This window comes from Nocardia sp. NPDC004718 (assembly GCF_053601535.1).
In genome coordinates this window covers 41,635-64,328 of record NZ_JBSGCA010000041.1, presented here as the reverse complement: position 1 = coordinate 64,328, position 22,694 = coordinate 41,635, and the positions used below count along the sequence as shown (strand labels likewise).

The following is a 22,694-nucleotide window of genomic DNA, read 5'->3' as shown; positions in this document are numbered from 1 at the left end:
GTGCTCGATCTGGACCAGGCCGCGGCCGAGCCCGTGGCCGACGCCATCGAAGCCACGGGCGGCCGCGCGCTGGCCATCGGAGCGGACGTGGCCGACGAAGCCGCGGTGGCGGCGGCCGTCGACCGCGTCGTCACCGAACTCGGTCCTCCGACGGTGCTGGTCAACAACGCGGGCATCCTCCGCGACAACCTGCTGTTCAAGATGACCGTCGATGAATGGGAGGCCGTCATGGGTGTGCACCTGCGCGGCGCGTTCCTGTGCAGCCGCGCGGTGCAGCGCCACATGATCGACCAGGGCTGGGGGCGCATCGTCAGCCTGTCCAGCACGTCCGCGCTCGGCAACCGGGGCCAGGCCAACTACGCCGCGGCGAAGGCCGGTATCCAGGGCTTCAGCAAGACTCTCGCACTCGAACTCGGCAAGTTCGGCGTCACCGCCAACGCCGTTGCGCCAGGATTCATCGAGACGGACATGACCGCGGCCACGGCCGAACGAATGGGCGTGTCCTTCGAGGAATTGAAGAAGGCGGTTATCGCACAGATCCCGGTCGCTCGCGCGGGGACGCCCGATGACGTCGCGCACACGGTGTCGTTCCTGGTGAGCGAGGGAGCGGGATTCGTGTCCGGCCAGGTCGTCTATGTGGCCGGCGGACCTCGGGACTAGGACGGAAGGACAGCGACCGATGAAGGTATTCCAGGGCTTGGCCGAGATGGAGAAGGCCATCGGAACTCACCTCGGATACAGCGACTGGTACACCGTGACCCAGGAGCAGATCGACCTTTTTGCCGACGCGACGGGCGATCACCAGTGGATTCACGTGGATCCGGTGAAAGCGGCGACGGGACCGTTCGGCACGACCGTCGCCCACGGATTTCTCACGCTGTCTCTCATTCCGATGCTGACCCAGCAGATCTATCGCGTCGAAGGGTTGTCGATGGGCGTCAACTACGGCGCGAACAAGGTGCGGTTCCCCGCGCCCGTTACCGTGGGGTCCCGGCTGCGCGCGGGAGTGGAGTTGCTCTCGCTCGCGCCGGCGAACCTGGGATTCCAGGCGGTCAGCCGCGTCACCGTCGACATCGACGGCGCCGCCAAGCCCGCGTGTGTCGCCGAGACGGTCGCGGTGCTGGTGCCTTGATGAGCGACCGTAACCGCGAGGATCTACCCGGCTTGGACGTGGATCGCCTGGCGGCATGGCTGGCCGATGTCGAGCCGGATCTGCTCGCCGGGCCGCTCACCGGCCGCCTGATCGCAGGCGGGAGATCCAACCTGACCTACGAGATCAGCGACGGCAGGTCGGCGTGGATCGTGCGGCGGCCCCCGCTCGGTCACGTGCTGGCAACCGCACACGACATGTCCAGGGAATACCGGGTGATGACCGCGCTGGCCGGCACCGGCGTACCCGTTCCCGCCACCTACACGCTGTGCGAGGATCCCGAGATCCTCGGCGCGCCCTTCTATCTGATGGAGCGGGTGATCGGGACGCCCTACCGCACGGCGGCCGAACTCACAGCGATCGGCGCCGACCGGACGCGAACCATCTCGGCCGGAATGGTCGACGCTCTGGCCGCTCTGCACGCCGTCGATCCCGCGGCAGCCGGACTTGCGGATTTCGGACGGCCGAGCGGATTCCTGGGGCGGCAGGTGCACCGCTGGAAGAAGCAATTGGACGCCTCCTACTCCCGGGAACTGCCGGGTGCGGACACGCTGTACGGGAGGCTCGCGGCCCACCAGCCTCCGCAGTCTCCGGATGGAATCGTCCACGGCGACTACCGGCTCGACAACATCCTGATGGACTCCGAAGACCGCGTGGTCGCCGTAATCGATTGGGAAATGGCGACTTTAGGTGATCCGCTCACCGATGTGGCGCTCCTGCTGCTGTATCACCGCCTCGGCGAGATCGGCGTCACCGGTGTCAGCGACGTGGCGCTCGCGCCCGGGTTCCTCACCGAGGCCGAACTGCTCGACCGCTATGCCGAACACAGCGGCCGCGACCTCGCGCACTTCGGTTTCTATCTGGGGCTCGCCGCCTTCAAACTCGCGGCGATCCTCGAAGGCATCCACTACCGCCATCTCCACGGGCAAACCGTGGGATCCGGCTTCGGGACCGTGGGATCCGGGGTCGAACCGCTGTTGCGCATCGGAATCGAAGCACTCGAGTAGAACAACCGATGACCGGCACAGCTCTCGACGCCTCCGGTGAGACCGTTGTGGGCGGGCACCGGTCGGCTCGGCAGCCGGGCAGATCGCCCGCGTCGCAGACGCCCGCGTCGTCGGCATGGCGGGCGGACCGGGCAATGGGCAAAGTTGAATCTGAAGTCGAATTCAAATACGGTGCGTAGGCAACCGCCAGTCAGTACGAGGAGTCGCCATGTTCGAGCTCTCGGAGCGATCTCGCCGATACCGCGAGGATCTGCTCGCCTTCATGGACGAGCACGTCTACCCCGCGGAGGCGATATACCACGCACAGATGACGGAGTCCGGTGATCCGCACTTCCATCCGCCGATTCTGGAAGAACTCAAGGCCGAGGCGCGCAAGCGCGGTCTGTGGAATCTGTTCCACCCGCACCCGGAGTGGGGCCCGGGGCTGACCAACCTGGAATACGCGCCGCTCGCGGAAATCATGGGCCGCAGCGCGCATCTGGCGCCGGAGGCAACCAACTGCAACGCGCCGGACACCGGGAACATGGAAGTGCTGACGCTGTTCGGCACGCCCGAGCACAAACAGACGTGGCTGCAGCCGCTGCTGGACGGTGAGATCGCCTCGGCGTTCGCGATGACCGAGCCGGCGGTCGCCAGCTCCGATGCCACCAACATCGAGCTGCGCATGCGGCCCGACGGCGACGAGTACGTGCTGAACGGCCGAAAGTGGTGGACCTCCAACGCCTTGCACCGGAATTGCAAGGTCCTCATCGTGATGGGCAAGACGGATCCGGATGCGCCCGTGCACCGTCAGCAGAGCATGATGGTCGTCCCGATCGACACCCCTGGCGTGACGGTCCTGCGCAACCTGCCCGTCTTCGGGTATCAGGACCGGGAAGGGCACGCCGAGGTGGTGTTCGAGAACGTCCGAGTGCCGCGCACCGCGCTGCTGGCCGGTGAGGGCGACGGGTTCATGATCAGCCAGGCTCGGCTCGGGCCGGGACGGATCCACCACTGCATGCGAGCGATCGGCATGGCCGAACGGGCGCTCGACCTGATGATCGACCGAGCGCAAGCGCGGACGACGTTCGGCGCGCCGCTGGCCGACCGCGCCAATATTCAGGATTGGATTGCCGAGTCCCGCATCGAGATCGAGATGGCGCGGTTGCTGACACTCCAGGCCGCCCATCTGATGGATACGGTCGGAAATCGCAACGCGCGCGTCCAAATCGCGGCGATCAAGGTGGCCGCGCCCCAGGTCGCGCTGAAGGTGATCGACCGGGCCATCCAGGTCCACGGCGGTGGTGGCGTCTCCGACGACTTCCCTTTGGCGAACATGTACGCGCATTTGCGCACTTTGCGTCTGGCGGACGGGCCGGACGAGGTGCACAAGCGCACGATCGCCCAGATGGAGTTGCGCCGCCGCGACCCTTCATGGGGCAAGCGACCGTAGCCGGAAAGAACGAAGCGGCACAACCCACTCAAAGAGGAGGAACGTATGGCCGAGCCCTGTGTGGTGGTGGCGACCATGATCGCGAAGCCGGGCCAGGAAGAGCTGGTGGAGCGGACGTTGCGGACGGCCGCGCCCGCGGTGCACTCCGAGCCGGGCTGCCTGCTCTACGCACTGCATCGACGGATCGGCGAACCCGGTCGATTCGTGATGATCGAGAAATGGGCGTCGAAAGAGGCGCTGCGCGCCCACGGCCAGAGTGCGGTGTTGCGTGAGGTCAACGCGGCCTTGAGCGACGCGCTCAGCGGTCCGGCCGAGGTGCTGGTCTTCGACGCGCTGCCCGCGGGCGATCCCGAACTGGGAGCGCTCTGACGCACGAACGACTGCCCGACACGCTGTTCACCGGAGCGAATATCGGAAAGCTCGTGCTAACGCTCTGAATTGGACGCGTCCGGGCTCGCGTTCTCGGCCAGAACGACGTCGGTGGATTCCTTGGTGCTCGGGCTCATTCGCGGTGCCCTTCGTTGTTCTCGCTGAACAGGTGCTTGCCGGCGTAGATCGGCGGAACACCGAGCTCACGACGGGCCGAGAGCGGCCCACAGCCGCTCAATGGTGTCCGCCGCGTCGCGGTGCAGGACGCCGGTGAGCCCCGCGCGTTCGGCCGCGACGATGTTCTGTGGCAGGTCGTCCACCATTACGGTGGCTCCCGGCTCGACATTCAAACGGGCGCAGGCGATGTCATACGCGCGCCGCGATGGCTTGCGTACACCGATCTCACCGGAGATGGTGACGGCGTCGAACATCGAAGCGAGGTCGAATCCGGCGTAGCAGTCGTCGCCGAGTGAATTCGACAGCAGCCCCACACGGAATCCCGCATTCCTGACTTCGGTCACCAGCTCGATCATGGCGCTGTCGGCCCGCAGGCCAGACTGAATGCGGTGAACGAGCCCGGCTCCGTCCACCTCGACCCCGTACGCCCGCAGCCGCACCGCGAAGCCCTGTTCGAACTCTCGCTCGCCCATGCGTCCCTCCTCGTGGGCGACCAGCAGTGCCCGGGCCTTCACGTCATCGCTGAACAGGCGAAGCGGTAGGCGGGGGATCGCAGCCGATCGACTCGCCGAATTCTCGGAACGCCTCGAAGACGCTGGACGTCAGGACACCCCCGAAGTCGAACAGCACGGCGGTCGCCCGGGCGCGGTGCTCGGCGGGTACGGAGGTGGGACCGGTCATGGGAGTTCCCTAAGTTTGTAGTGTCTGGGGTTGGTGCCCTGGATGCCCAGGGTGGTGGGGTGTAGCTGATGGGTTTTTGCCTCTGGTGAGGCTTGGAAGGACTGGCTGCCCCACTGCTTTGGACGCTCCGGCTGCTGATTGAGAGCTGATGCGGATCGTCGCTGTTTAGGGATCTGACGGCGGGGCTGTCCTCGGGCCGAGACTGTGACGGCAGGAGTCGGTAGGTGAGTGATCGCCCGGAGCTGTGGGTGGGCATCGATGTCGGCAAACAGACGCATCACGCGTGTGCGATCGACTCGGAGGGGAAGGTGGTGTTCCGGCAGAAGCTTGCCAACGATCAGCGCGCTATCGAGCGGCTGATCGAGCGGGCCGGGCAGGCCGCCGCAAGGGTGCGGTGGGCCATCGATCTGACCAGCCCTATGGCGTTGATGCTGATCACGGTCCTGCTGGCGGCCGATCAGACGGTGACGTATGTGCCCGGCCGGGTGGTCCACCTTCACATACAGCAGACGACGCGCGTACATCCAGTCCATGACGAAGATTACGGGGATGAGTTGGAGGGCAATGATCGCGCCGACCCCGGCCGCTGTACCCAGGAACATTGCAGGGGACCTCGGTGCTCGCCCGCCTTCGTGGACGATGACGGCTGCGGCAGACAGCGTGAAGAAGGCTGGTGACACGGGCCATCCGATCCATACGATCAGTCGGCGCTTTCCTGTGTAGCGGATGGCGCTGTGGGCCGCTGTCAATTGATCTTCTCGATCATTCCCCCCCCCGCAAAGCTTTCGGGCAGCGATCCTCTTGGACGGTCGGCGGTGCAAACCCTTCGGGCGACGCCGCGTCGTTGTACACCGCGCTGGTCAGACCCGTGGCGGTCAGGTTGGCGCCTCGTTTCCGGCGGTGTGCTGCATCGGCGAGTCTCGGTTCGACTGCCGGCTGATATAGGGTCGGCTGGATCGTTGCCGGTCCGTCTGGCTGCATCGAATATGGCCCCGAGGGTCGATTGTGGTGGCGATTGGTCCGGCTAGTTCGACACGTGCAGTGTCGTCGCGGCTGTGTCATGCCTGCGCGGCGGTAGTGCGCGGTGCGGGCGTGCACGAGTGTGGATTCCCGCGGGGATCGGGTGTAGTCGATCTTCGTCAGCGTCATGCTCACATTGCGCAGATTGTCAGCGGTGCAGGCGATCCTGCGATCCTAGGCACACTACGAGGACCGCGCTGGCGTGGAAGCGACTGTGGCTCTGGGCACTCGGAAGGACGATAAACCAGCAAACTACCTGAAACGCCCACTCTCGCAACGGATGTTGCCGTAAATTGGTCCGTAGCGAGCGGTCGTGATCGTATACCGGAAGGGGAACCCACCCCTCTGCTCGAGGGTACTTTTCGCCCGCACACTCGCCGCGTCGATCACCGCTCGCGACCAGTCGATCAAGCCCGCGCCACCCAGCTCATCCAGGACAGCGTTGTGCAGACGCCGCCACAGCCCGGCCTCGGTCCACACACTGAATCGGCGATGCGCCGTCGGTACGGTGACCCCGAACGAGGGCGGCAGCATCCGCCACGCACAACCGCTGGCCGGCACGAACACCACCGCAGTGAACACCGCACGCTCATCAACCGGGGCGGTGCCACCACCCTGCGGACGCGCAGTGAACTGCGGAAGCAACGGCTCCACCAACGCCCACAACTCGTCCGGGACGAGACGCTTCGACAACTCATCGACCACGAGTCGAACATCATGCGACACAGCCGATCCCGGCACAACGTGAACGAATCACAACCACGTAGGACACGGTCTTAGGGCAGGCTATTGACAGCGCACTTGCGGTGAGGCAACCTTGGACTACGCAGTATTTCCGTCTTGTTCGATCTTTCTCGAGCTCATCCAGTCATCGAGTGAATCACTGCCCGGACACCGGATCGTATATCTCGTAGGGGGCCAGCGTGAGTGCGAATACAGCTGATGCAGAGCGAACAAAATTCCCAGTGGTGGAGAACGATCTAGACAGTCTCGAGTATTCGCTTGTCGAAAGTCCCGACGATGTATTCGACGACAGTTTCGAGCCGGCAATCTGCGACATGGCGGACCTCGACGGCGATGCGGCGGCGCAGTCCCGCTTCATCGATCGCCTCGGCGCGGCCATGGAGGACGTCGGACTCGCCATCTTGATCAACCATGGAGCGGAAACGGTTCTGCCTACGGCCGCTGACGCAGCACTGCAGATGTTGACAACGATACCTCTCGAACAGAAGATGAGGCACATCGCGACGGACTGCACGTTCGGCGAGCCGCTGCTAATGGGGTACATCCCGCTCCAGGAAAGTACCCCTTCGCTGCCGAATTCGGTAGAAGCGTGGGAACTCGACAAAGCGGCTTTCCGTATCCCGGGAGAAGACGCGGAAAAGGCTCTCACCTTCTGGCCGGATGAGCGATTCGAAGTAGCGCTGCGACCCTATTGGCAGGCGTGTGAACGGATGGTGCTCCCTCTCGTGCACGCGATGTTCCAATATCTGGGCGTCGAGCCTTCGTTGTACGACGACGAACTGTCCCCGCCGAACAGCGTGCTCAGGTTCAACCACTACCCGCCGATCGATGACACCGTGGCGGAGTCCGGGAAGACGGGCCGTGTCATCGCCCACGAGGACTACGGTTTGATCACTCTGCTGCCGGCCACCCCGGTGGAGGGGCTGCAGCTCTACCACCCGCGACACAAGACATGGAGCTGGGTCGACGCACCGGCCGGGTCTTTCGTCTTGAACAGCGGCGACTGGCTGAAAATGATCAGCAACGACCACTTCCATTCCTGTACCCATCGAGTCAGCGTGCCTCGGGACCGCGCCCAGCGGGCCGTGCCCCGCCTCACCATTCCGTATGTCGTACATCCACATGAAACGTCGATCGTGGAAGTGTTACCGGGCTTCGATGCGAAATATCAGCCGATCAGTGGCCGGGATTTCATGACGCGGCTGGCCGCGAGGTATATGGGTCGCTGAGGTCTACCTGTGCGTCGGATCGGTGCACAGATGAACCGGCGGTTCGTTCTCGTCGAAATTCTCGCAGGGGTTGTTTCGACTGTCTTGTCCACTCGATATTGCGCGCAAGAGTAGTCGTCCGTCGACGGCTTGGATTCATTCAGAGGTGAAAACGTGGGTACCAGCAACTCCAATATGGCGCTCGGCAAGTTCGGAGTGGTGGACAAGGACCCCGATTACTCGCTCGAGGAAAGCCACGACGACGTGTTCGACGACAGTTTCGCGCCGCCGGTCTGCGATATGTCCGACCTGAGGCGCGACTCGGCGGCACAGGAACGCTTCGTCGATATGCTCGGTCGCGCCATGGAGGACACCGGGCTCGCGATTTTGATCAACCACGGCATCGATATCGACTTGCTGCAGGCCACCGATACCTCCGCGCTGGAACTGTTCACTTCGGTTCCCGAGGAACAGAAGCTGAAATTCGCCGCCACCGACTACGTGTACGGCGGAGCGTTCCGCCGCGGGTACTTCGCGGTCCAGCAGTGGACACCGACACGGCCGAATGCCGTGGAAGCGTGGGAGTTCTTTCGCGATTCCTTCCGTCTGCCCGGCGAGGATCACGACAAGGCGCTGACCTTCTGGCCCGATGAGAAATTCGAAACCGCGCTGCGGCCGTATTGGCAGGCGTGCGAGGAATTGACGCTGCCGCTCGTGCGAGCCCTCCTCCGGTATCTGAACGTCGATCCGTCGATCTACGACGAGGAACTTTCACCGCCGAACGGTGTGCTGAGGATCAACCACTACCCGGCCCTCGAGGGCTCAGCAAGTGTTCCTGCGAACACGGGGCGCTTCATGACCCACGAGGACTACGGCCTGATCACCTTGCTGCCGGCCAATCCGATCGAAGGGCTGCAGGTTTTTCACCCGGAGCGCAAGACCTGGAGCAGGGTCACCGCGCCCCGTGGGTCCATGATCTTGAACAGCGGTGACTGGCTTCAGATGGTCAGCAACGATCGCTTCCGTTCGTGTTCGCATCGCGTGTGTGCGCCTCGGGACCCCGGACATCGGGCGGTATCCCGGATCTCCGCTCCTTACCTCGTTCTTCCCCGGGAAACCTCGGTTCTCGAGGTATGGCCCGGAGGCACCCCGAAGTACAGCCCGATCGGCGCCAAGGACTTCATGGCGAAGCTGGCCGGCAAATATGTGGACTACGACCACTAAGTGCATCGCGAGCGAGCTTCTTCCTGATATTCGGTTCGAACTTGTGCCTGAGCGTGATGAATGAAGGGTGCCATGATTGACCACAGAGACTCCGGGCCGGGTGGATCGATTGCGATCGTAGGCATGGACTGTCGTTTCCCAGGCGCCGATGATCCGGATGGCTATTGGAAGGTTCTTTCCGAAGGGCGACATGTCTCCTCCGGCCTCCCGACGGAACGTGGATGGGATCTCCGTCGCGTGTACAACGAGGACCCGGCCGTCGAAGGGTCGACGTACATCCAGCGGGGTGGCTTCCTACGGAACATCGGCGACTTCGATGCGAGCCTGTTCGGGATAGGGCCGCGTGAGGCCACCACGATGGATCCGCAACAACGGATGCTGCTGGAAAGCTCTTGGCTCGCGCTGGAACGTGCCCGCCTGAGCCCGCGGTCGCTGAGCAATGTCCGCACCGGCGTCTATGTCGGGGCGACCGACAGCTATTACGGCTTGGCGGGTTCCAGAATCCCGGGCCTGGAAAGGCATCTGCTGATGGGCACGATGCTGAGTGCGACCTCCGGAAGGATCGCCTATTCCCTCGGCCTCAACGGCCCTGCCATCACAGTGGATACCGCCTGCTCATCAGCTCTTGTGGCCGTGCACTTGGCGATTCGAGCACTCCGCTCCGGTGAGTGTGATGTCACGATCGTCGGCAGCGCTACCGCGATCTCCGATCCGTCGATGCTGGCCCGGTATTCGCGGCACCGGGTCCTGTCCGTGGATGGCTACTCCCGCGGATTCTCCGCGGACGGCAACGGTTTCGTTCCAGCAGAGGGCGTCGCATCGTTGATCTTGATGCCGTTGGAGCGGGCCCAACGTCTGGGGAAGCCGGTGCTGGCGGTGATCCGCGGCAGTGCGGTCAACGAGGACGGAGCCAGCGCCACCCTGCAAGCGCCGAACGGGCGTGCCCAGCAGGCCGTGATCGCCGCCGCGCTCGACGACGCCGGCTTGCTGCCCCAGCACATCGGAGCGATCGAAGCGCACGGCCCCGGAACGCCGCTCGGTGACGCGACCGAGGCCGCGACTCTGCGGACCAGTTATGCGCGACACCACTGCGCGGACGATCCCTTGTGGGTGGGTTCGGCCAAATCGAACATCGGCCACACGCTGGCCGCGGCCGGTCTCGCGGGCCTTATCAAAATGGTGCTGGCGCTGCGACACGAGCGATTGCCCGCCACGCTGCATGTGGAGAACCCCATCGCGGGTGTGGACTGGTCGGCAGGGGGGATGCGGCTGCTGCGTCGGTCTCGTCCCTGGCCGCGCACGACCGAACCGCGTCGCGCGGGCGTCCTGTCGTACGGGATCACCGGTACCAACGCCCACGTGATCCTCGAAGAAGCTCCCGAACCCTGCGCTGACCGGCACCAGACCCCGCGTCGACGCGAAACGTTCCCGTTGCGGCAGCAACTACCGATGTTGCCGCTGTACGCCGCGTCGCCGTCCGCGCTCGTCGCGCAGGCCACCGCGCTGGCCGCGCACATGCGGAACCACGGGGACCTCTCCGAGGTGGATCTCAGCTGGTCGCTGGGCACCACACGCAGCGCTCTGACGCACCGAGCCGTTGTCACTGGAGGAGGCAAAGAGGAACTGGTGGCGCGGCTGGACGCCTTCGCCGCGGGGGCGGTACCGGCCCCGCTCGGCGTCGCCGTGGGGAAGACGAGGCACGGACCGGGTCCCGTTTTCGTCTTTCCCGGTCAAGGGTCGCAATGGGACGGGATGGGAGCCCGGCTGCTCACCGACTCACCCGTTTTCGCTCGATCGATGGCACGCTGCGCCGAGGCTCTGCGACCCTACGCGAACTTCGACGTCATGGCGGTGTTGCGCGGCGACCGGCCCGCACCGGTCCAGCGGGCCGAGGTGATCCAGCCGCTGCTGTTCGCGATGTATGTGTCGCTGGCCGAATTGTGGCAGAGCCTCGGAATCACTCCCGCCGCCGTCATCGGGCACAGCCAAGGCGAGATCGCCGCGGCTCATATAGCCGGAGCCCTCACACTCGACGAGGCCGCCCGTGTGGTGGCGTTGCGCAGCGCGGCGCTACGGGCGCTCGACAGACGAGGAGCCATGGCGTCTCTGGCGATGCCCGCCGAGCGCGCACAGGAATTGCTGGTTGGGTGGAACGACCGGCTCGAGGTGGCGGTGGTCAACGGTCCGTCGGCCACGGTGGTCGCCGGTGATGCCGAAGCGATGACCGACTTTCTGCGGCAGTGCGAACAAGCCGGTGTCGAAAGTCGACTGCTGCCTGTAGATTACGCCTCCCATAGCGAGCATATGGAGACGCTGCGCGATCGTATCCACGCCGACCTCGCGGGCATCACCTCCCGCGCGGCCCCGCTGCCCATCATCTCCTCGACCACCGGTGAGATCCTCGATCCGACCGGCTTGGACGCTTCGTACTGGTTCGAGAACCTGCGCAGGACCGTTCATTTCGACGAGGCGATACGTCGTGCGCTGACCGCGGGATATCGGCAATTCGTCGAGGTATCGCCGCATCCGGTACTGACCGGCGCCATCATCGAGATCGCCGCCGCGGTCGACATCGACGCCGGGGTCACCGGCACACTGCAGCGCGAGCGAGGCGGAGGTGCGGACTTTCTCGCCGCCGTCGCCGATGCGCACGCGCAGGGCGCCGATGTGGATTGGGAGGCGCTGTATCCCGGCGCCCACGAGGTCGACCTGCCCACGTATGCGCTCCAACGTCGGTTCTACTGGCTACCCACGACCAGTGCCGCACGGAATATGCGCGAGGGATCGTTCGACATCGCCGACCACCCGTTGATCACCGCCACCACCGACCTTCCCGACGGCAGCGTGCTGTGTGTCGGCCACCTCGATGTGAAAGAACACCCGTGGCTGGCCGACCACAAGGTGTTCGACCGGGTCATCGTGCCGGCCACCGTGACGGTCGAAATTCTCGCCTGGTGCGCTTCGCGGGCGGGGGGAAGCGGAGTGCGGGATCTGGTCCTGAGCTCTCCTTTGCTGCTGTCCGATACAGCAGTCGACATCCAGGTGATGTGCGGCCCGGTGGAAAAGGACGGTGGCCGACGGGTAACCCTGCACTCCCGCGATCGCGGGGACAAAGGGCCATGGCGCTGCCATGGCGAGGCGACGACAACCATCGACACGGACACCGCGGAACCCGGCGCCGATGCCGAAGACGCTGCGCCGGAACAGGTGTGGCCTCCGCAGGGCAGTCGCCGCATATCCGTGGACGGATGCTATGGCTCGCTCCGAGACAGGGGTTACGACTACGGCGTCGCCTTCCAGAACCTCACGGCCGCCTGGCGCAAAGACGCCACGCTGTACGTCGAAGTCCATCCGATGCGGCAACAGCGCGTACCCACCGAGGATTTCGCTGTTCATCCCGCTCTGGTCGACTCGATCCTGCACGCGCTGCTGGTGAGCGGTTCCGAGCAGGGCACCGTATTGCCGTACTCCATCGGCTCCGCGCGGATACTGCCGCGGCGGGCCAACGGTCTGCGCGCCACGATCAGCCCAGCCGGACAGTACTGCTACCACCTTCGGGTCACCGATCTCGGGGGAAACTCTGTCGCGGACTTCCGCGATCTGCTCCTGCGTCCGGTGACGAAACGCGGTCTGCGCGGCATGCTCGCCACCGGAGCTTCCCACGCGCACCGGTTTCACTGGCGTCCAGTGGATTTGGGCACCGACAGCGACGGAGATACCGCACGTTGGGCGGTTGTCGGTGCACACCGTGACCTGCCAGGAGCGGATGTTCACCCTGATGCCCGCTCGTTGTCGCTCGCGCTGCAGAACGGGCGATGCGTACCGGAGGTCGTCCTGCTCGATCTCCGTTCCTCGACTCGGGTGAACGAGCTGCCAGGGGAGACCGCACTGCGTGAACACCTTTCACGGGTAGTGGTCGATGCGCAGACGCTGCTGTCCGAAGATCTGCTCCACAAGACGCTGATTGTCTGCATCACTCGCCGCGCCTACAGCGCGAGTTTCGCGGAATGCGTGTCGGACGCGATCGGAGCAGCGTGCGCGGGAATGATGCGCTCGGTCCTGAGCGAGAATCCGGGCCGTCTGCAGTTGCTCGATCTCGACACCGGCCCGATCGATCACCAGTTGCTGATCGGTGCGATCGCCACCGACCATCCGCAGCTCGCTCTGCGCGGCGGGAAGGCATTCGTCCCGCGGCTCGCTCCCGCGGTCGACGGCCTGCTCCGGCCCCATGCCATCGAGCAACCCTGGCGGCTCGTGCCGGGTCGGGACAAGACCTTGGACAGTGTCACGACCGCACCGGCGCCCGACCTCATGGTGCCGCTCGAGCCGGGCCAAGTGCGGATCCGCGTGCTGGCCACCGGCGTGAACTTCCGTGATCCTCTCGTCGCGCTCGGCATGCTCGCGGAAACCGCGCTCGGTTTCGAAGTGGCCGGTGTGGTCGTGGAGGTGGGCGAGCAGGTCGGCGACCTGGAACTCGGCACCCGCGTCGCCGCGGTCGTATTGCATGCGGGCTCGCGGCCCGGGGCCTACGGCCCCGTCGCCGTCGTCGACCGACGTGCTCTCCTCACCGTGCCGGGGCACTGGAGCGATGCCCAGGCCGCCGGGGCGCCCATCGCCTTCCTCACGGCCTACCACGCGCTCGTCGAGCTCGCCGAGGTCAAGCCGGGCATGCGAGTTCTGATCCACTCGGCGGCGGGGGGAGTCGGCATGGCCGCGGTCCAGATCGCCGCCATGCTCGGGGCGGAGATCTACGTGACCGCAAGCCATTCCAAGCAGGGGATCGTCGAGGCGATGGGCATCTCGCGAGAACGCATCGCCGACTCGCGCACCCTCGGGTTCGAGCGTCAGTTCAACGAGATCACCGGCGCCACCGGTGTCGATGTCGTCCTCGGCAGCCTGGCCGGCGAGGCGGTGGATGCTTCGCTACGGCTGCTGCGACCCGGCGGGATCTACCTGGAGATGGGGAGGACCGACCTCAGAGATCCTGCCACCGCCACCATGGGGTATCCCGAAATCACCTACGACTCCATCAATATAGCGGATCTTCCGATGGATCGTGTGGAGGTCGTCCTCGGTCATCTCCACTCGCTGTTCGCCGACGGCGTGCTGCGCCCGCTGCCCGTCCAAAGCTGGAACATCGGTCACGCGCGGGAAGTGCTGCGACACCTCAGTCAGGGGCACGGCACGGGCAAGCTCGTCCTGACTCAGCCCGCCGCGCTCGAACCCGAAGAGACCGTGCTGATCACGGGCGGTACGGGAAGTCTGGGTCGATTGCTCGCCCGCCATCTCGTCACCGCGCACGGTTGTCGCCATCTCGTCCTGCTCAGCCGCCAGGGCGACCAGGCGGCCGAGGCCAGGAAGCTGGCAGCTGAACTTCGTGACATGGGGGCGGAGATCATCCTGGTGGCCTGCGATGTTTCGGATCGCGCCGCCCTGTCGTCAGTGCTCGGAAGTATCCCGCCCCGCCATCCTCTCGGCGCGGTTGTTCATGCCGCGGGGATCTTGGACGATTGTGTGTTCACCGATCTGACTCTCGATCGGCTCCAGGGAGTTCTGTCATCCAAGGCGATCGCCGCTCTATACCTCCATGAGCTCACCGCGGACATGCACCTGCGCGCTTTCGTGATGTACTCCTCTATCGCCAATGTGGTCGGCACGGCCGGACAAGCGAACTACGCGGCGGCGAACGCCTTCCTCGATGCGCTGTCGTACCACCGGCACAGCATCGGTCTGCCTGTTACCTCCATCGCGTGGGGACTGTGGCAGCAATCCAGCGCACTCACCTCCCACCTCGACGACATCGACCGCGCACGTCTGGCCCGGCAGGGTCTCGCCCCGCTCGACACCGCCAGCGCCCTGGCCATTTTCGACATGGCCTTGGAACAGAACGAGCCGCTGCTCGTCGCGACGGCGTTGTCGCGCGTCGACCCGAGCGCGCCGTTGGCGGCGGTCCTGTCCGAACTGCCTCGGCCACGCACGCCCGCACCTGCCGGTGACGGGTCCGGCTCCGCCGCGCAAGATGTCGCACGACCGGAGATCATCGGGCTGCCGCGCGGCGAACGAGTCAAAGCGCTGACAGCTTTGATTCGTACCCACGCCGCTCTCGTGCTCGGCCACCATGATCCCGACGCCCTCGCGGCGGACCGGACCTTCCGAGACGCCGGGTTCGACTCGCTGTCCAATGTGGAGCTACGCACTCGCCTCAGCGCCGCTACCGGCGTCCGGCTCACGGTCGCGGGCATCCTGGACCACCCGACCCCGACCCGACTCGCCGTCTACCTCGACGAGGTTCTCGACCACGACGGCGGCTCGCGGCCCCTCGACCACCCGTAGGCGGAGAAACGCTTCCGAAAGAAGACAAATGTCAACCAGTGAACATATTCCGCGCGTGTCCGCTCGAACCGTTGGCGGAAACGATATCGAGGTTCGAAACCTCCGGCTGTCCGACCTGGACCAAGTGGTGGAGATGGAGCGTGCCAAGTGGGATCGTGAACAGGCCGCGACGGCGGAGGAATTGTTCGAAAGAATCGATCGCCTACCCGAACATGCCGCGGGAGCGTTCGCGCCGGACGGGGAGAGACTTCTCGCGTCCATGTTCGCTCGACCCGTCACGAGGGAGACGATTCGCGATGCGGAGAACTGGCGGGCATGTGCCTACGCCCCACTGCCCCCACTCGGGAGTACCGATTGCGTCTTCGGCGTGAGTCTGACCAGTATCAGCGCCGGCGCGGCCGAAGCGCTGTTTCGCTCCTTCTTGCCGCAGTTGGCGGTAATGGGTTATCACCACCTGTACGGCGGGTCGACCGTCCCTGGTTTACACGAATGGATCAAGGCCAATCCGGAGGGTTCACCCATCTCGTATGTGCGTACCAGGAACGACGACGGCACGCCGCTGGACCGGCAGCTGCGCTACTACTACTTGAACGGCTTCACGACGATCGTCTCGGTCAAACCCAACTACTTTCCCCACCCGCAGTCGCTGGACTACGGGGTCGTCATCCACAGGAGTCTCTGAAGAGTCTGTGGGTGACCGCACGAGTGGCCAGCCGAGGTGGGGAGGGAAGTATGCCGCAGCTCCGACCTGCAACCGCACCGTTGAGCGAATACATCGCCAAAAGAGAACCAGCCTTCTTTCCGGGGCTGGCCGCCAGCTGGCCTGCTGTGTATCGGTGGGATTTCGACTTTCTCGGAAGACTGCGGCCCGAGATGTCCATCGAATTGGTTCGGGGGGATCGGGAGAGCGGCGCGACCCATTTCGTCGAGTCGACTCTGGGAACCTACATGGAGTTCCTCGCACACGGCGATCCCGGCGAGGAAGCCCTGTATCTCAAAGAATTCAACCTCCTGCGGAGGTTTCCGCAGCTCGAGGCCGACATATCCTCTCGAAAGAAACTCTTCCCGCGGCGGGCGTTCTCCCCACCTCCAGGGGTCTGGGTGGGTCCCGCGGGGGCGCGCACCGGCGCTCACTACGACCTTCTGGGAAACATCGCCATAATGATCCGTGGAAACAAGCGGTTCCGCATAGCGCCGCCCGGTTTCGTCGAAGGGGCCGATGCGTTGTCCGCGAAATACGACCCTTGGGCGCGCCTGTCGGCCCTGCCCTTGGCGGAGATCGCCGCGTCGACGCATGCCGAGAAAAGTCTCTATGAAGTCGAACTCGCGGCCGGTGACGCGCTTTACGTGCCTGATCGCTGGTGGCACGAAGTTTACAATCGCTCGGCCAGTATCCTGCTTAGCGGCTTCTTCGGAACCTACAAGCACGTCGCGTTTCGTGCGAGCCAGGTGGCAGCGCGCCACATTCTGCACCTCGCCCACCTCGACCGTGGCACTCCGTGCACCTGCCATGAAACTACCGGCTGATCTCGTTCGCCATTCCGATCTGATTCAGGGTCGCTGCTTTTCCGACAAGGAGCACTGATGAGAGAGTTCGCCCTCGATGACTTGAGTCGACTGTACCGGGCGTGTGAAGGAGCCGACCTGGAGCTCACCGAGAAAACACTCGACGAGCCCTTCACCGAACTCGGGCTGGACTCGCTGGGCACGATCGAATTGGCGGAACGGATCCAACGGGAATGGCATGTCCCGATCCCGATGCTGTTGCCGAACGAGACCGTTGAGATTCTCCGGACTCCCCGCCTCGCGCTCGAGTACGTCAACAAGCTCTTGGCGGAAGGAGGTCGCGGGTGATGCGATCGGTCGACGACTTGATCAGGACTTTCTACCGCGGTTTGAGCGGCGAAGTCGGTTTACTGGATGACGTCATGTCCGCCGACTGGGAAGACAACTCACCCGGACCGGCGTCGGGACGTGACGGGATCGAGCGTCTCGTCGCGGCGATCACTCAAGCCTTCGCTCACTTCACGATCGTCGTGCAGACGATCGTCGACGGACGGGGGGAGGAGGGCAACGGGATGGTCGCGGTCCGCGGGGAGATGCGCGGCGTACACAAAGGAGAGTGGCTCGGTGTGCCCGCCAGCGGCAGAGCCGTCCGGGTCGGGATCCATGAATTCCACGAGGTCGTCGACGGATTTGTCGTTCGGTCCTGGGGCCTCGAGGATTGGTTCGGTTGGCTTCGCCAGGTCGGGGCCGTGGGCGCCGGGATCTCTGCAGAGGAACGAAGCGCATCATGACAGCACTCTCCCGCGAGATACCGACCGCGCCGGGCGCCCGGCCTCTGGTCGGCCACCTTTTGCCGTTCGTGAAGCAGCCCTTCGCATTTCTGGCGCAGCTGCCCGAACACGGTGATGTCGTGAAGATCCGCCTCGGTCCAAAAGGCACTGTGGTGATCTGTGATCCAAGTTTGACCCGCAAAGTTCTGGTCGATGATCGGACCTTCGACAAAGGTGGCCTGTTCCTGGAACGAGAGCGGGAGTGGCTTGGCGACAGCGTCGCCACGTGTACGCACAGCAAGCATCGGCACAAGCGCCGCCTGGCCCAGCCTGCGTTTCATCCGAAACGTCTCGCGGGCTATGGCCGCACGATGACAACCCAGATAGCCTCCGTCGTGGACGGCTGGCATTCCGGTCAAGTCCTCGACGTCTGCCCCGAGATATTCACGATCACCTCCAGAGTCTTCGGCGCGACCATGTTCTCCAGCACCCTCCCAGCCGCGGTGCTGCACGAGGTGATCAGCGATCTCACCACCACTTTCGACGGCACTTTTCGGCGCACGTTGCTGCCCGACACGATCAGCCGTTTACCGATTCCCGGCACTCGGCGGTACAACAACGCCAATCGCCGGTTGCGGAAGACGATGAACGGCATCATCGCCGATCGCCGCGCGAGCGGCGTCGACAACGGGGATCTGCTCTCGGCGCTGCTGGCGGTCCACGACCGTGAGAGTGAGGCGCGTGGCACGATCGACGGCGATGTGAGCGATGCCGTCGTGACGTTCTTCGTCGCTGGAACGGAGACCACTTCCTCCGCGCTGTCGTGGGTGCTGTATTTGCTTGCGCAGCATCCGGATATCGAGGCGCAGTTGCACGCCGAGGTCGATAGTGTGCTTTCGGGGCGGCTGCCCGATCACAGTGACCTGGAGCGATTGCAGGTGGCGAGCAGGATCGTCACCGAGACTTTGCGCCTCTATCCTCCCGCGTGGTTCTTCACACGCACAGTGACTGCCGGGGCTGGGCTCGGCCCGTACGAACTACCTGTCGGCAGCACAATCGCTCTGAGCCCCTACGTCATCCACCGGCGGGCCGACCTCTACGACGATCCCGACCGTTTCTACCCCGACCGTTGGCTGCCCGATCGCGCGGTGGCCTCCCCCGAAGCCCTCCTGCCCTTCGGTGGCGGGGCCAGGAAATGCATCGGAGAAGCCTTCGGGATGACCGAGGTCGTGCTCGCCTTGGTGATCATCGCGAGTCGCTGGCGGTTGGAGACTGTGCCCGGTCTGCGCATCCGACCCCCGCTTTCCGTCTCCTTGGTACCGGGAGGGCTGCATTTACGTCTTGCCGACCGTCGGGCCGGTCGATAAATGGCGCCAGTGAGCCATTGCCGCCCTGCCTCCGCGGGAGATGTTTTGTCCGCGGGGTCGTGTTGTCGATTTGAAAAGGGGTGTTCAATGTTCGAGTTGACAAGGGCTGAACAAGAGTTGCTGCCTTCCCATGACGACGTCGAGTTCTATCAGCAGCACGGCTGGTACGTCTCACCACGATTGTTCACCGATGAGGCTATCGACGACGCGCTGACGGCGTTGGAGTCGCATCACCGAAACGAGCGTGACTACACATTGCCGGGCGCGATCGATGAACTCTACGACTGGGCCCCCGGCGCGGTGCACCAGATCCGGTTCAACGATTACGTCGCGCTGACGAATCGCCGCCTCCGCGATTTTATGTTGCGGCCGATAGTCGCGGCCCTTGCGGCACGGTTGGCGCAGACGACACAGATCAGGTTGTGGCAGAGCAGTATTGTGTACAAACAACCACAAACCGCGGACGGCGACACCACGATCGGATGGCACACCGACCGCGCGTACTGGCGTAGCTGTACCTCGACGAAAATGCTGACCGCGTGGATCGCTCTGCAGGACTGTGACGAGGACATGGGCCCGGTGGTCATGGTCGACGGAAGCCACCGCTGGCCGGATACGGAGGAGGTTCGTGCTCTCAGATTCGGCCGAACGTTCTTCGGCTCCGATCCGGCATTGTTGCAGGACCGCCTCGAGCGTACCGGTATGCCACTTCGATATGTGCCCCTGTTGTTGCGCAAGGGGCAAGTCAGCTTTCACAACTGCCTGACGGTTCACGGCAGCGGCCCCAATCTGAGCAAGCGGGCCAGGATCGGTGCGGCGATCGATATGCAGGATCACCTGAATCGCTACCAACGGGTTTACGACGAAGCAGGTGAATTGCAGTCGTACGCCAACGATCGGATGTGCCGCAGGCTGCCGAATGGTGATATCGACTACAGCGACCCGAAGATTTGTCCCGTGCTGTGGGACGCGCGATCCGTCGCGCGATCCGCTGTAGACCGGTAGGCATGCTGAAAATTTTGTTATTTAGGAAGAGGTATTATGTTCGAGTTGTCGCCGAGCGAACAAGGGTTGTTGCCGCCCGATGACGATGTCGAGTTCTATCAGCGGCATGGCTGGTTCGTCACACCACGACTGTTCACCGACGAAGCCGTGGACGCCGCGTCGGCTGCGTTGGCGGATCATCACAGGGGCGAGCGCGACAGGGACCTACCCATCACGCTCGACGAGATGGACGACTGGGTGGAAGGCTCGGCTCATCAGATCCGCTTCAACGATCATGTCGCACTGACCAGCAGTCGTCTCGGCAGCTTCATGCTGCAGCCGATCATCGGGGCCATCGCGGCGCGGCTGGCGCAGACCAGTGGGGTAAGGCTCTGGTTGAGCAGCCTGATATACAAACCCCCGCGCACGGAAGTCACCCTCGAATGGCATGCCGACCGTGTTCATTGGCGCACCTGCACATCAACCAAGATGTTGAGCGCGTGGATCGCTCTGCAGGACTGTGACGAGGACATGGGCCCAGTGGTGATGATCGATGGGAGCCATCGATGGCCGGATACCGAGGAAATCCACGCGATTCGCTACAACGACACATTCTTTTGTGGCCCCGACCCGGCAAAGGCGGAGAGCATGCTCGAGCGCACCGGAATGCCGATTCGACGGGTGCCGCTCCTGCTGCGCAAGGGGCAGGTGAGTTTTCACAGCTGCATGACGATTCACGGCAGCGGGTCGAATCTGAGCAATCGTCCGCGAGTCGGACTGATCGTGCACATGCAGGATGACGCGAACCGATATCAACGTGTTCACGATGAGAAAGGCGAAGTGCAGTCGCATGTCAACGATCGGTTGTGCCGCAAGCTGCCGAATGGTGACGTCGACTACAGCGACCCGACGATTTGTCCCGTGCTGTGGGACGCGACCGAATCCATCCTCCGGTGAGTCTGGATATCTGCTGAGGTGCGGGGTTGGCCGTGAGATCGGATGTGCGGCGAGCCGGCGAGGTCCGCGTTCTCTTTGTTGCGACGGTCTTCGACGGCGGGGTGGAAGCGGTGCTGGAAATGCTGATCCGGGGGCTGGAGGAGCGCGGTGTGCGGTGCGGGGCGTATGCGCCGCAGGGCAGCCCCGGTCGGGTCGGGTCGTTGTGTGCGCTTGGCGTGTGGATCGGGTCGCCCGCGCCGGTGGCGGCACGGCTCGCGCGGGGGGATTTCACGGTGGTGCACGCGACATCGGCGTGCCCGACCTGGCCCGGCCTGGGGTCCCTGTTGCGGTGGGCGGCGCTGTTCGCGGCCACGGTGGTGACCGCGCACGTCAGCACCCCGACCGATGTGACCGAGGTGCGGTTCGACGGGTACACAGCGGTGTCGCCCGAGGCCGCCGCGGCGTTGATCACGCGCACAGCGACCTCGCCTCAGGTGATAGCGAATGCTCCGGATGTGGCGGTGTGCACGCCGGGGCCCGGGCGGGCGGGTCCGCGTCCGCAGCTGCTGTGGGTGGGTCGCGCGGTGGATATCGATTGGCCGTCCAAGGGCATTCACGGGTTGTTGTATCTGGTGGCGGCCGGTGCGCTGACGGGCTTCGAGGTCGTGGTCATCGACACCGAGGACAATGCGGAGACACTCGGGCTCGACGATTGGCTGGCCGGGCGGGTGGACTACCGGCCCGGCGTGTGTTCGAAAGCTGCTTTGGCGCAGATGTATCGGGATGTGGCCGCCGGTGGTGGCGCGCTGATCTCGACCTCGCGGTCCGAGGGGCATCCAATGGTGATGCTCGAGGCGATGGCCTCGGGCTGTCCGGTGATCGTGCCCGACAGTCCAGGCTTCGGCATGGTCACCGACGGGGTCAACGGGCTGAAATACTTTCGGCGCGAGGCATTCTCCGAGATTCCCCGTTGTTTGCGCGAGCTCGGCGATCCCCGGATCCGGGAAAGGATCGTCGCGGGCGCGCTGGCCTCTGTCGCCGGGGACGTGCACCCGGACCGGATGGTCGGGGCGTATCTGGGAGTGTACCGGTCGCTGCCGCCGCGATCGTTCGGGCATCGGGCCAGGGGCGTACTGGAACTGGTTCGGGGCGTGTGGAATTGACGATCGGGGTGGTGATCCCGGCCTTCGACGCAGCGGCGCGGATCGAGTGGACTCTTGCCGAACTCCGGGTGCTCGATACCAGCCGCTATCGAGCGCCCGGCGAATAGTCGACGTGGCGGACGGCCTTCGCCCACAGCGCGTCGCGAACGGTAATGGCGCGCGCGACTTCGACCGGATCACGGGTAAGGCCGTAGCCGACGAAATCCTCCTCGTCGAACAACGTCCAGGCGAGGGTGTCATCGTCGATCAGGCACCACTCGTCCGCGGTGTAATCCTCCGGCTGCAACCAGTGACGAGGGAGCCAGCGAATGTCTTCACCGTGCGCCTGGTTGCGTCCGGTCACCGCGTGGAGAAAAGAGATGTATTCGGTCAGGGGCTCGGTGACGACCCGGACACGTTGCATCGCGACTCCTCTGGAGGTGGTCGCGTCACACAGTTCCTCCCATTCCTTCCACAGCACCGGGTAATTGTCCGGATCGAGCGGCGCCAGGCCCGCCTGATATCGGCGCATCGGTTCGTGCTCGTCGCTCACGACGTGAAAGTCTTCCACCTCGAATTGAAAGGCGCGATACTCGGCTTGGTTGAACAGGGAAGCCAGGTTCGACCGGGGGAGAAACAACATG

The 22,694-nt window shown here is 64.5% G+C and carries 19 protein-coding genes and 2 pseudogenes; 17 read left to right on the top strand and 4 right to left on the bottom strand.

Annotation, left to right across the window (positions count from 1 at the left end):
- The 5 genes from ACWEH3_RS26725 to ACWEH3_RS26705 form a co-directional block, all read left to right on the top strand.
- Positions 1 to 660: SDR family oxidoreductase (locus ACWEH3_RS26725; protein ID WP_452358400.1), on the top strand; the 660-nt coding region annotated here is incomplete at its 5' end.
- Between the two features lie 19 nt (positions 661 to 679).
- Positions 680 to 1,132: a MaoC family dehydratase gene (locus ACWEH3_RS26720; protein WP_450020874.1), complete on the top strand. Its 453-nt coding sequence runs from the start codon at positions 680 to 682 to the stop codon at positions 1,130 to 1,132.
- Complete coding sequence (locus tag ACWEH3_RS26715) at positions 1,132 to 2,157, top strand: phosphotransferase family protein (protein WP_450020876.1); 1,026 nt, start codon at positions 1,132 to 1,134, stop codon at positions 2,155 to 2,157. Before ACWEH3_RS26720 ends, ACWEH3_RS26715 begins: the two co-directional genes overlap by 1 nt.
- Before the next feature lie 208 nt (positions 2,158 to 2,365).
- A complete protein-coding gene (locus tag ACWEH3_RS26710) occupies positions 2,366 to 3,589 on the top strand; it encodes an acyl-CoA dehydrogenase family protein (RefSeq protein WP_450020878.1) in 1,224 nt (407 codons plus the stop codon).
- Between the two features lie 45 nt (positions 3,590 to 3,634).
- Positions 3,635 to 3,958: a putative quinol monooxygenase gene (locus ACWEH3_RS26705; RefSeq protein WP_450020880.1), complete on the top strand. Its 324-nt coding sequence runs from the start codon at positions 3,635 to 3,637 to the stop codon at positions 3,956 to 3,958.
- 203 nt (positions 3,959 to 4,161) lie between these two features.
- Here ACWEH3_RS26705 and ACWEH3_RS26700 read toward each other — a convergent pair whose 3' ends face one another.
- Together ACWEH3_RS26700 and ACWEH3_RS26695 are read right to left on the bottom strand one after the other, a co-directional pair.
- Entirely contained in the window at positions 4,162 to 4,608 is a 447-nt protein-coding gene (locus tag ACWEH3_RS26700; RefSeq protein WP_450020882.1) for an HAD-IA family hydrolase, read from the bottom strand.
- Positions 4,609 to 4,651: 43 nt separating this feature from the next.
- A complete protein-coding gene (locus ACWEH3_RS26695; protein WP_450020884.1) occupies positions 4,652 to 4,816 on the bottom strand; it encodes a hypothetical protein in 165 nt (54 codons plus the stop codon).
- A gap of 224 nt (positions 4,817 to 5,040) precedes the next feature.
- Between ACWEH3_RS26695 and ACWEH3_RS26690 the strand changes: the two are divergent.
- Positions 5,041 to 5,310, top strand: a pseudogene (locus tag ACWEH3_RS26690) (IS110 family transposase); the annotation flags it as partial.
- A gap of 886 nt (positions 5,311 to 6,196) precedes the next feature.
- On the opposite strand, the pseudogene ACWEH3_RS26685 reads toward ACWEH3_RS26690, so the two are convergent.
- Positions 6,197 to 6,541 (bottom strand): annotated as a pseudogene (locus ACWEH3_RS26685) (transposase); the annotation flags it as partial.
- Between the two features lie 263 nt (positions 6,542 to 6,804).
- On the opposite strand from ACWEH3_RS26685, the gene ACWEH3_RS26680 reads away from it, so the two are divergent.
- The 11 genes from ACWEH3_RS26680 (at position 6,805) to ACWEH3_RS26630 (ending at position 22,071) form a co-directional block, all read left to right on the top strand.
- Positions 6,805 to 7,809 carry a 2OG-Fe(II) oxygenase family protein gene (locus tag ACWEH3_RS26680; RefSeq protein ID WP_450020886.1) on the top strand — a complete coding sequence of 335 codons (1,005 nt, stop codon included), beginning with the start codon at positions 6,805 to 6,807 and terminating at the stop codon, positions 7,807 to 7,809.
- Between the two features lie 153 nt (positions 7,810 to 7,962).
- Positions 7,963 to 9,012, top strand: a complete 1,050-nt coding sequence (locus ACWEH3_RS26675; protein WP_450020888.1) for a 2OG-Fe(II) oxygenase family protein — start codon at positions 7,963 to 7,965, stop codon at positions 9,010 to 9,012.
- Between the two features lie 60 nt (positions 9,013 to 9,072).
- Positions 9,073 to 15,345, top strand: a complete 6,273-nt coding sequence (locus tag ACWEH3_RS26670) for a type I polyketide synthase (protein WP_452358399.1) — start codon at positions 9,073 to 9,075, stop codon at positions 15,343 to 15,345.
- A 367-nt stretch (positions 15,346 to 15,712) separates the two neighbouring features.
- Positions 15,713 to 16,027 carry a hypothetical protein gene (locus ACWEH3_RS26665; RefSeq protein ID WP_452358398.1) on the top strand — a complete coding sequence of 105 codons (315 nt, stop codon included), beginning with the start codon at positions 15,713 to 15,715 and terminating at the stop codon, positions 16,025 to 16,027.
- Between the two features lie 50 nt (positions 16,028 to 16,077).
- Positions 16,078 to 16,872, top strand: a complete 795-nt coding sequence (locus tag ACWEH3_RS26660; RefSeq protein ID WP_450020894.1) for a cupin-like domain-containing protein — start codon at positions 16,078 to 16,080, stop codon at positions 16,870 to 16,872.
- A gap of 57 nt (positions 16,873 to 16,929) precedes the next feature.
- On the top strand, positions 16,930 to 17,199 hold the full coding sequence (locus ACWEH3_RS26655; RefSeq protein ID WP_450020896.1) for an acyl carrier protein: 270 nt from the start codon (positions 16,930 to 16,932) through the stop codon (positions 17,197 to 17,199).
- A complete protein-coding gene (locus ACWEH3_RS26650; protein ID WP_450020961.1) occupies positions 17,199 to 17,642 on the top strand; it encodes an ester cyclase in 444 nt (147 codons plus the stop codon). The genes ACWEH3_RS26655 and ACWEH3_RS26650 overlap by 1 nt, the downstream gene beginning before the upstream one ends.
- On the top strand, positions 17,639 to 18,988 hold the full coding sequence (locus tag ACWEH3_RS26645) for a cytochrome P450 (RefSeq protein ID WP_450020963.1): 1,350 nt from the start codon (positions 17,639 to 17,641) through the stop codon (positions 18,986 to 18,988). The genes ACWEH3_RS26650 and ACWEH3_RS26645 overlap by 4 nt, the downstream gene beginning before the upstream one ends.
- Positions 18,989 to 19,075: 87 nt before the next feature.
- Positions 19,076 to 19,993: a phytanoyl-CoA dioxygenase family protein gene (locus ACWEH3_RS26640; protein WP_450020898.1), complete on the top strand. Its 918-nt coding sequence runs from the start codon at positions 19,076 to 19,078 to the stop codon at positions 19,991 to 19,993.
- A gap of 36 nt (positions 19,994 to 20,029) precedes the next feature.
- The gene (locus ACWEH3_RS26635; RefSeq protein ID WP_450020900.1) at positions 20,030 to 20,929 is read left to right on the top strand and encodes a phytanoyl-CoA dioxygenase family protein; all 900 of its coding nucleotides are present in this window, start codon (positions 20,030 to 20,032) and stop codon (positions 20,927 to 20,929) included.
- A gap of 32 nt (positions 20,930 to 20,961) precedes the next feature.
- Complete coding sequence (locus ACWEH3_RS26630; RefSeq protein WP_450020902.1) at positions 20,962 to 22,071, top strand: glycosyltransferase family 4 protein; 1,110 nt, start codon at positions 20,962 to 20,964, stop codon at positions 22,069 to 22,071.
- Between the two features lie 85 nt (positions 22,072 to 22,156).
- Here the strand turns inward: ACWEH3_RS26630 and ACWEH3_RS26625 are convergent, their stop codons facing one another.
- Positions 22,157 to 22,693: a DUF6879 family protein gene (locus ACWEH3_RS26625; protein ID WP_450020904.1), complete on the bottom strand. Its 537-nt coding sequence runs from the start codon at positions 22,691 to 22,693 to the stop codon at positions 22,157 to 22,159.
- Position 22,694 lies beyond the last annotated feature (1 nt).

Bases quoted from the DNA above. Each gene is read 5' to 3' on its own strand.
- ACWEH3_RS26720 (WP_450020874.1), top strand. From the start codon at position 680: ATGAAGGTATTCCAGGGCTTGGCCGAGATGGAGAAGGCCATCGGAACT.
- ACWEH3_RS26715 (WP_450020876.1), top strand. From the start codon at position 1,132: ATGAGCGACCGTAACCGCGAGGATCTACCCGGCTTGGACGTGGATCGC.
- ACWEH3_RS26710 (WP_450020878.1), top strand. From the start codon at position 2,366: ATGTTCGAGCTCTCGGAGCGATCTCGCCGATACCGCGAGGATCTGCTC.
- ACWEH3_RS26705 (WP_450020880.1), top strand. From the start codon at position 3,635: ATGGCCGAGCCCTGTGTGGTGGTGGCGACCATGATCGCGAAGCCGGGC.
- ACWEH3_RS26700 (WP_450020882.1), bottom strand. From the start codon at position 4,608: ATGGGCGAGCGAGAGTTCGAACAGGGCTTCGCGGTGCGGCTGCGGGCG.
- ACWEH3_RS26695 (WP_450020884.1), bottom strand. From the start codon at position 4,816: ATGACCGGTCCCACCTCCGTACCCGCCGAGCACCGCGCCCGGGCGACC.
- ACWEH3_RS26670 (WP_452358399.1), top strand. From the start codon at position 9,073: ATGAAGGGTGCCATGATTGACCACAGAGACTCCGGGCCGGGTGGATCG.
- ACWEH3_RS26660 (WP_450020894.1), top strand. From the start codon at position 16,078: ATGCCGCAGCTCCGACCTGCAACCGCACCGTTGAGCGAATACATCGCC.
- ACWEH3_RS26655 (WP_450020896.1), top strand. From the start codon at position 16,930: ATGAGAGAGTTCGCCCTCGATGACTTGAGTCGACTGTACCGGGCGTGT.
- ACWEH3_RS26650 (WP_450020961.1), top strand. From the start codon at position 17,199: ATGCGATCGGTCGACGACTTGATCAGGACTTTCTACCGCGGTTTGAGC.
- ACWEH3_RS26645 (WP_450020963.1), top strand. From the start codon at position 17,639: ATGACAGCACTCTCCCGCGAGATACCGACCGCGCCGGGCGCCCGGCCT.
- ACWEH3_RS26640 (WP_450020898.1), top strand. From the start codon at position 19,076: ATGTTCGAGTTGACAAGGGCTGAACAAGAGTTGCTGCCTTCCCATGAC.
- ACWEH3_RS26635 (WP_450020900.1), top strand. From the start codon at position 20,030: ATGTTCGAGTTGTCGCCGAGCGAACAAGGGTTGTTGCCGCCCGATGAC.
- ACWEH3_RS26625 (WP_450020904.1), bottom strand. From the start codon at position 22,693: ATGTTGTTTCTCCCCCGGTCGAACCTGGCTTCCCTGTTCAACCAAGCC.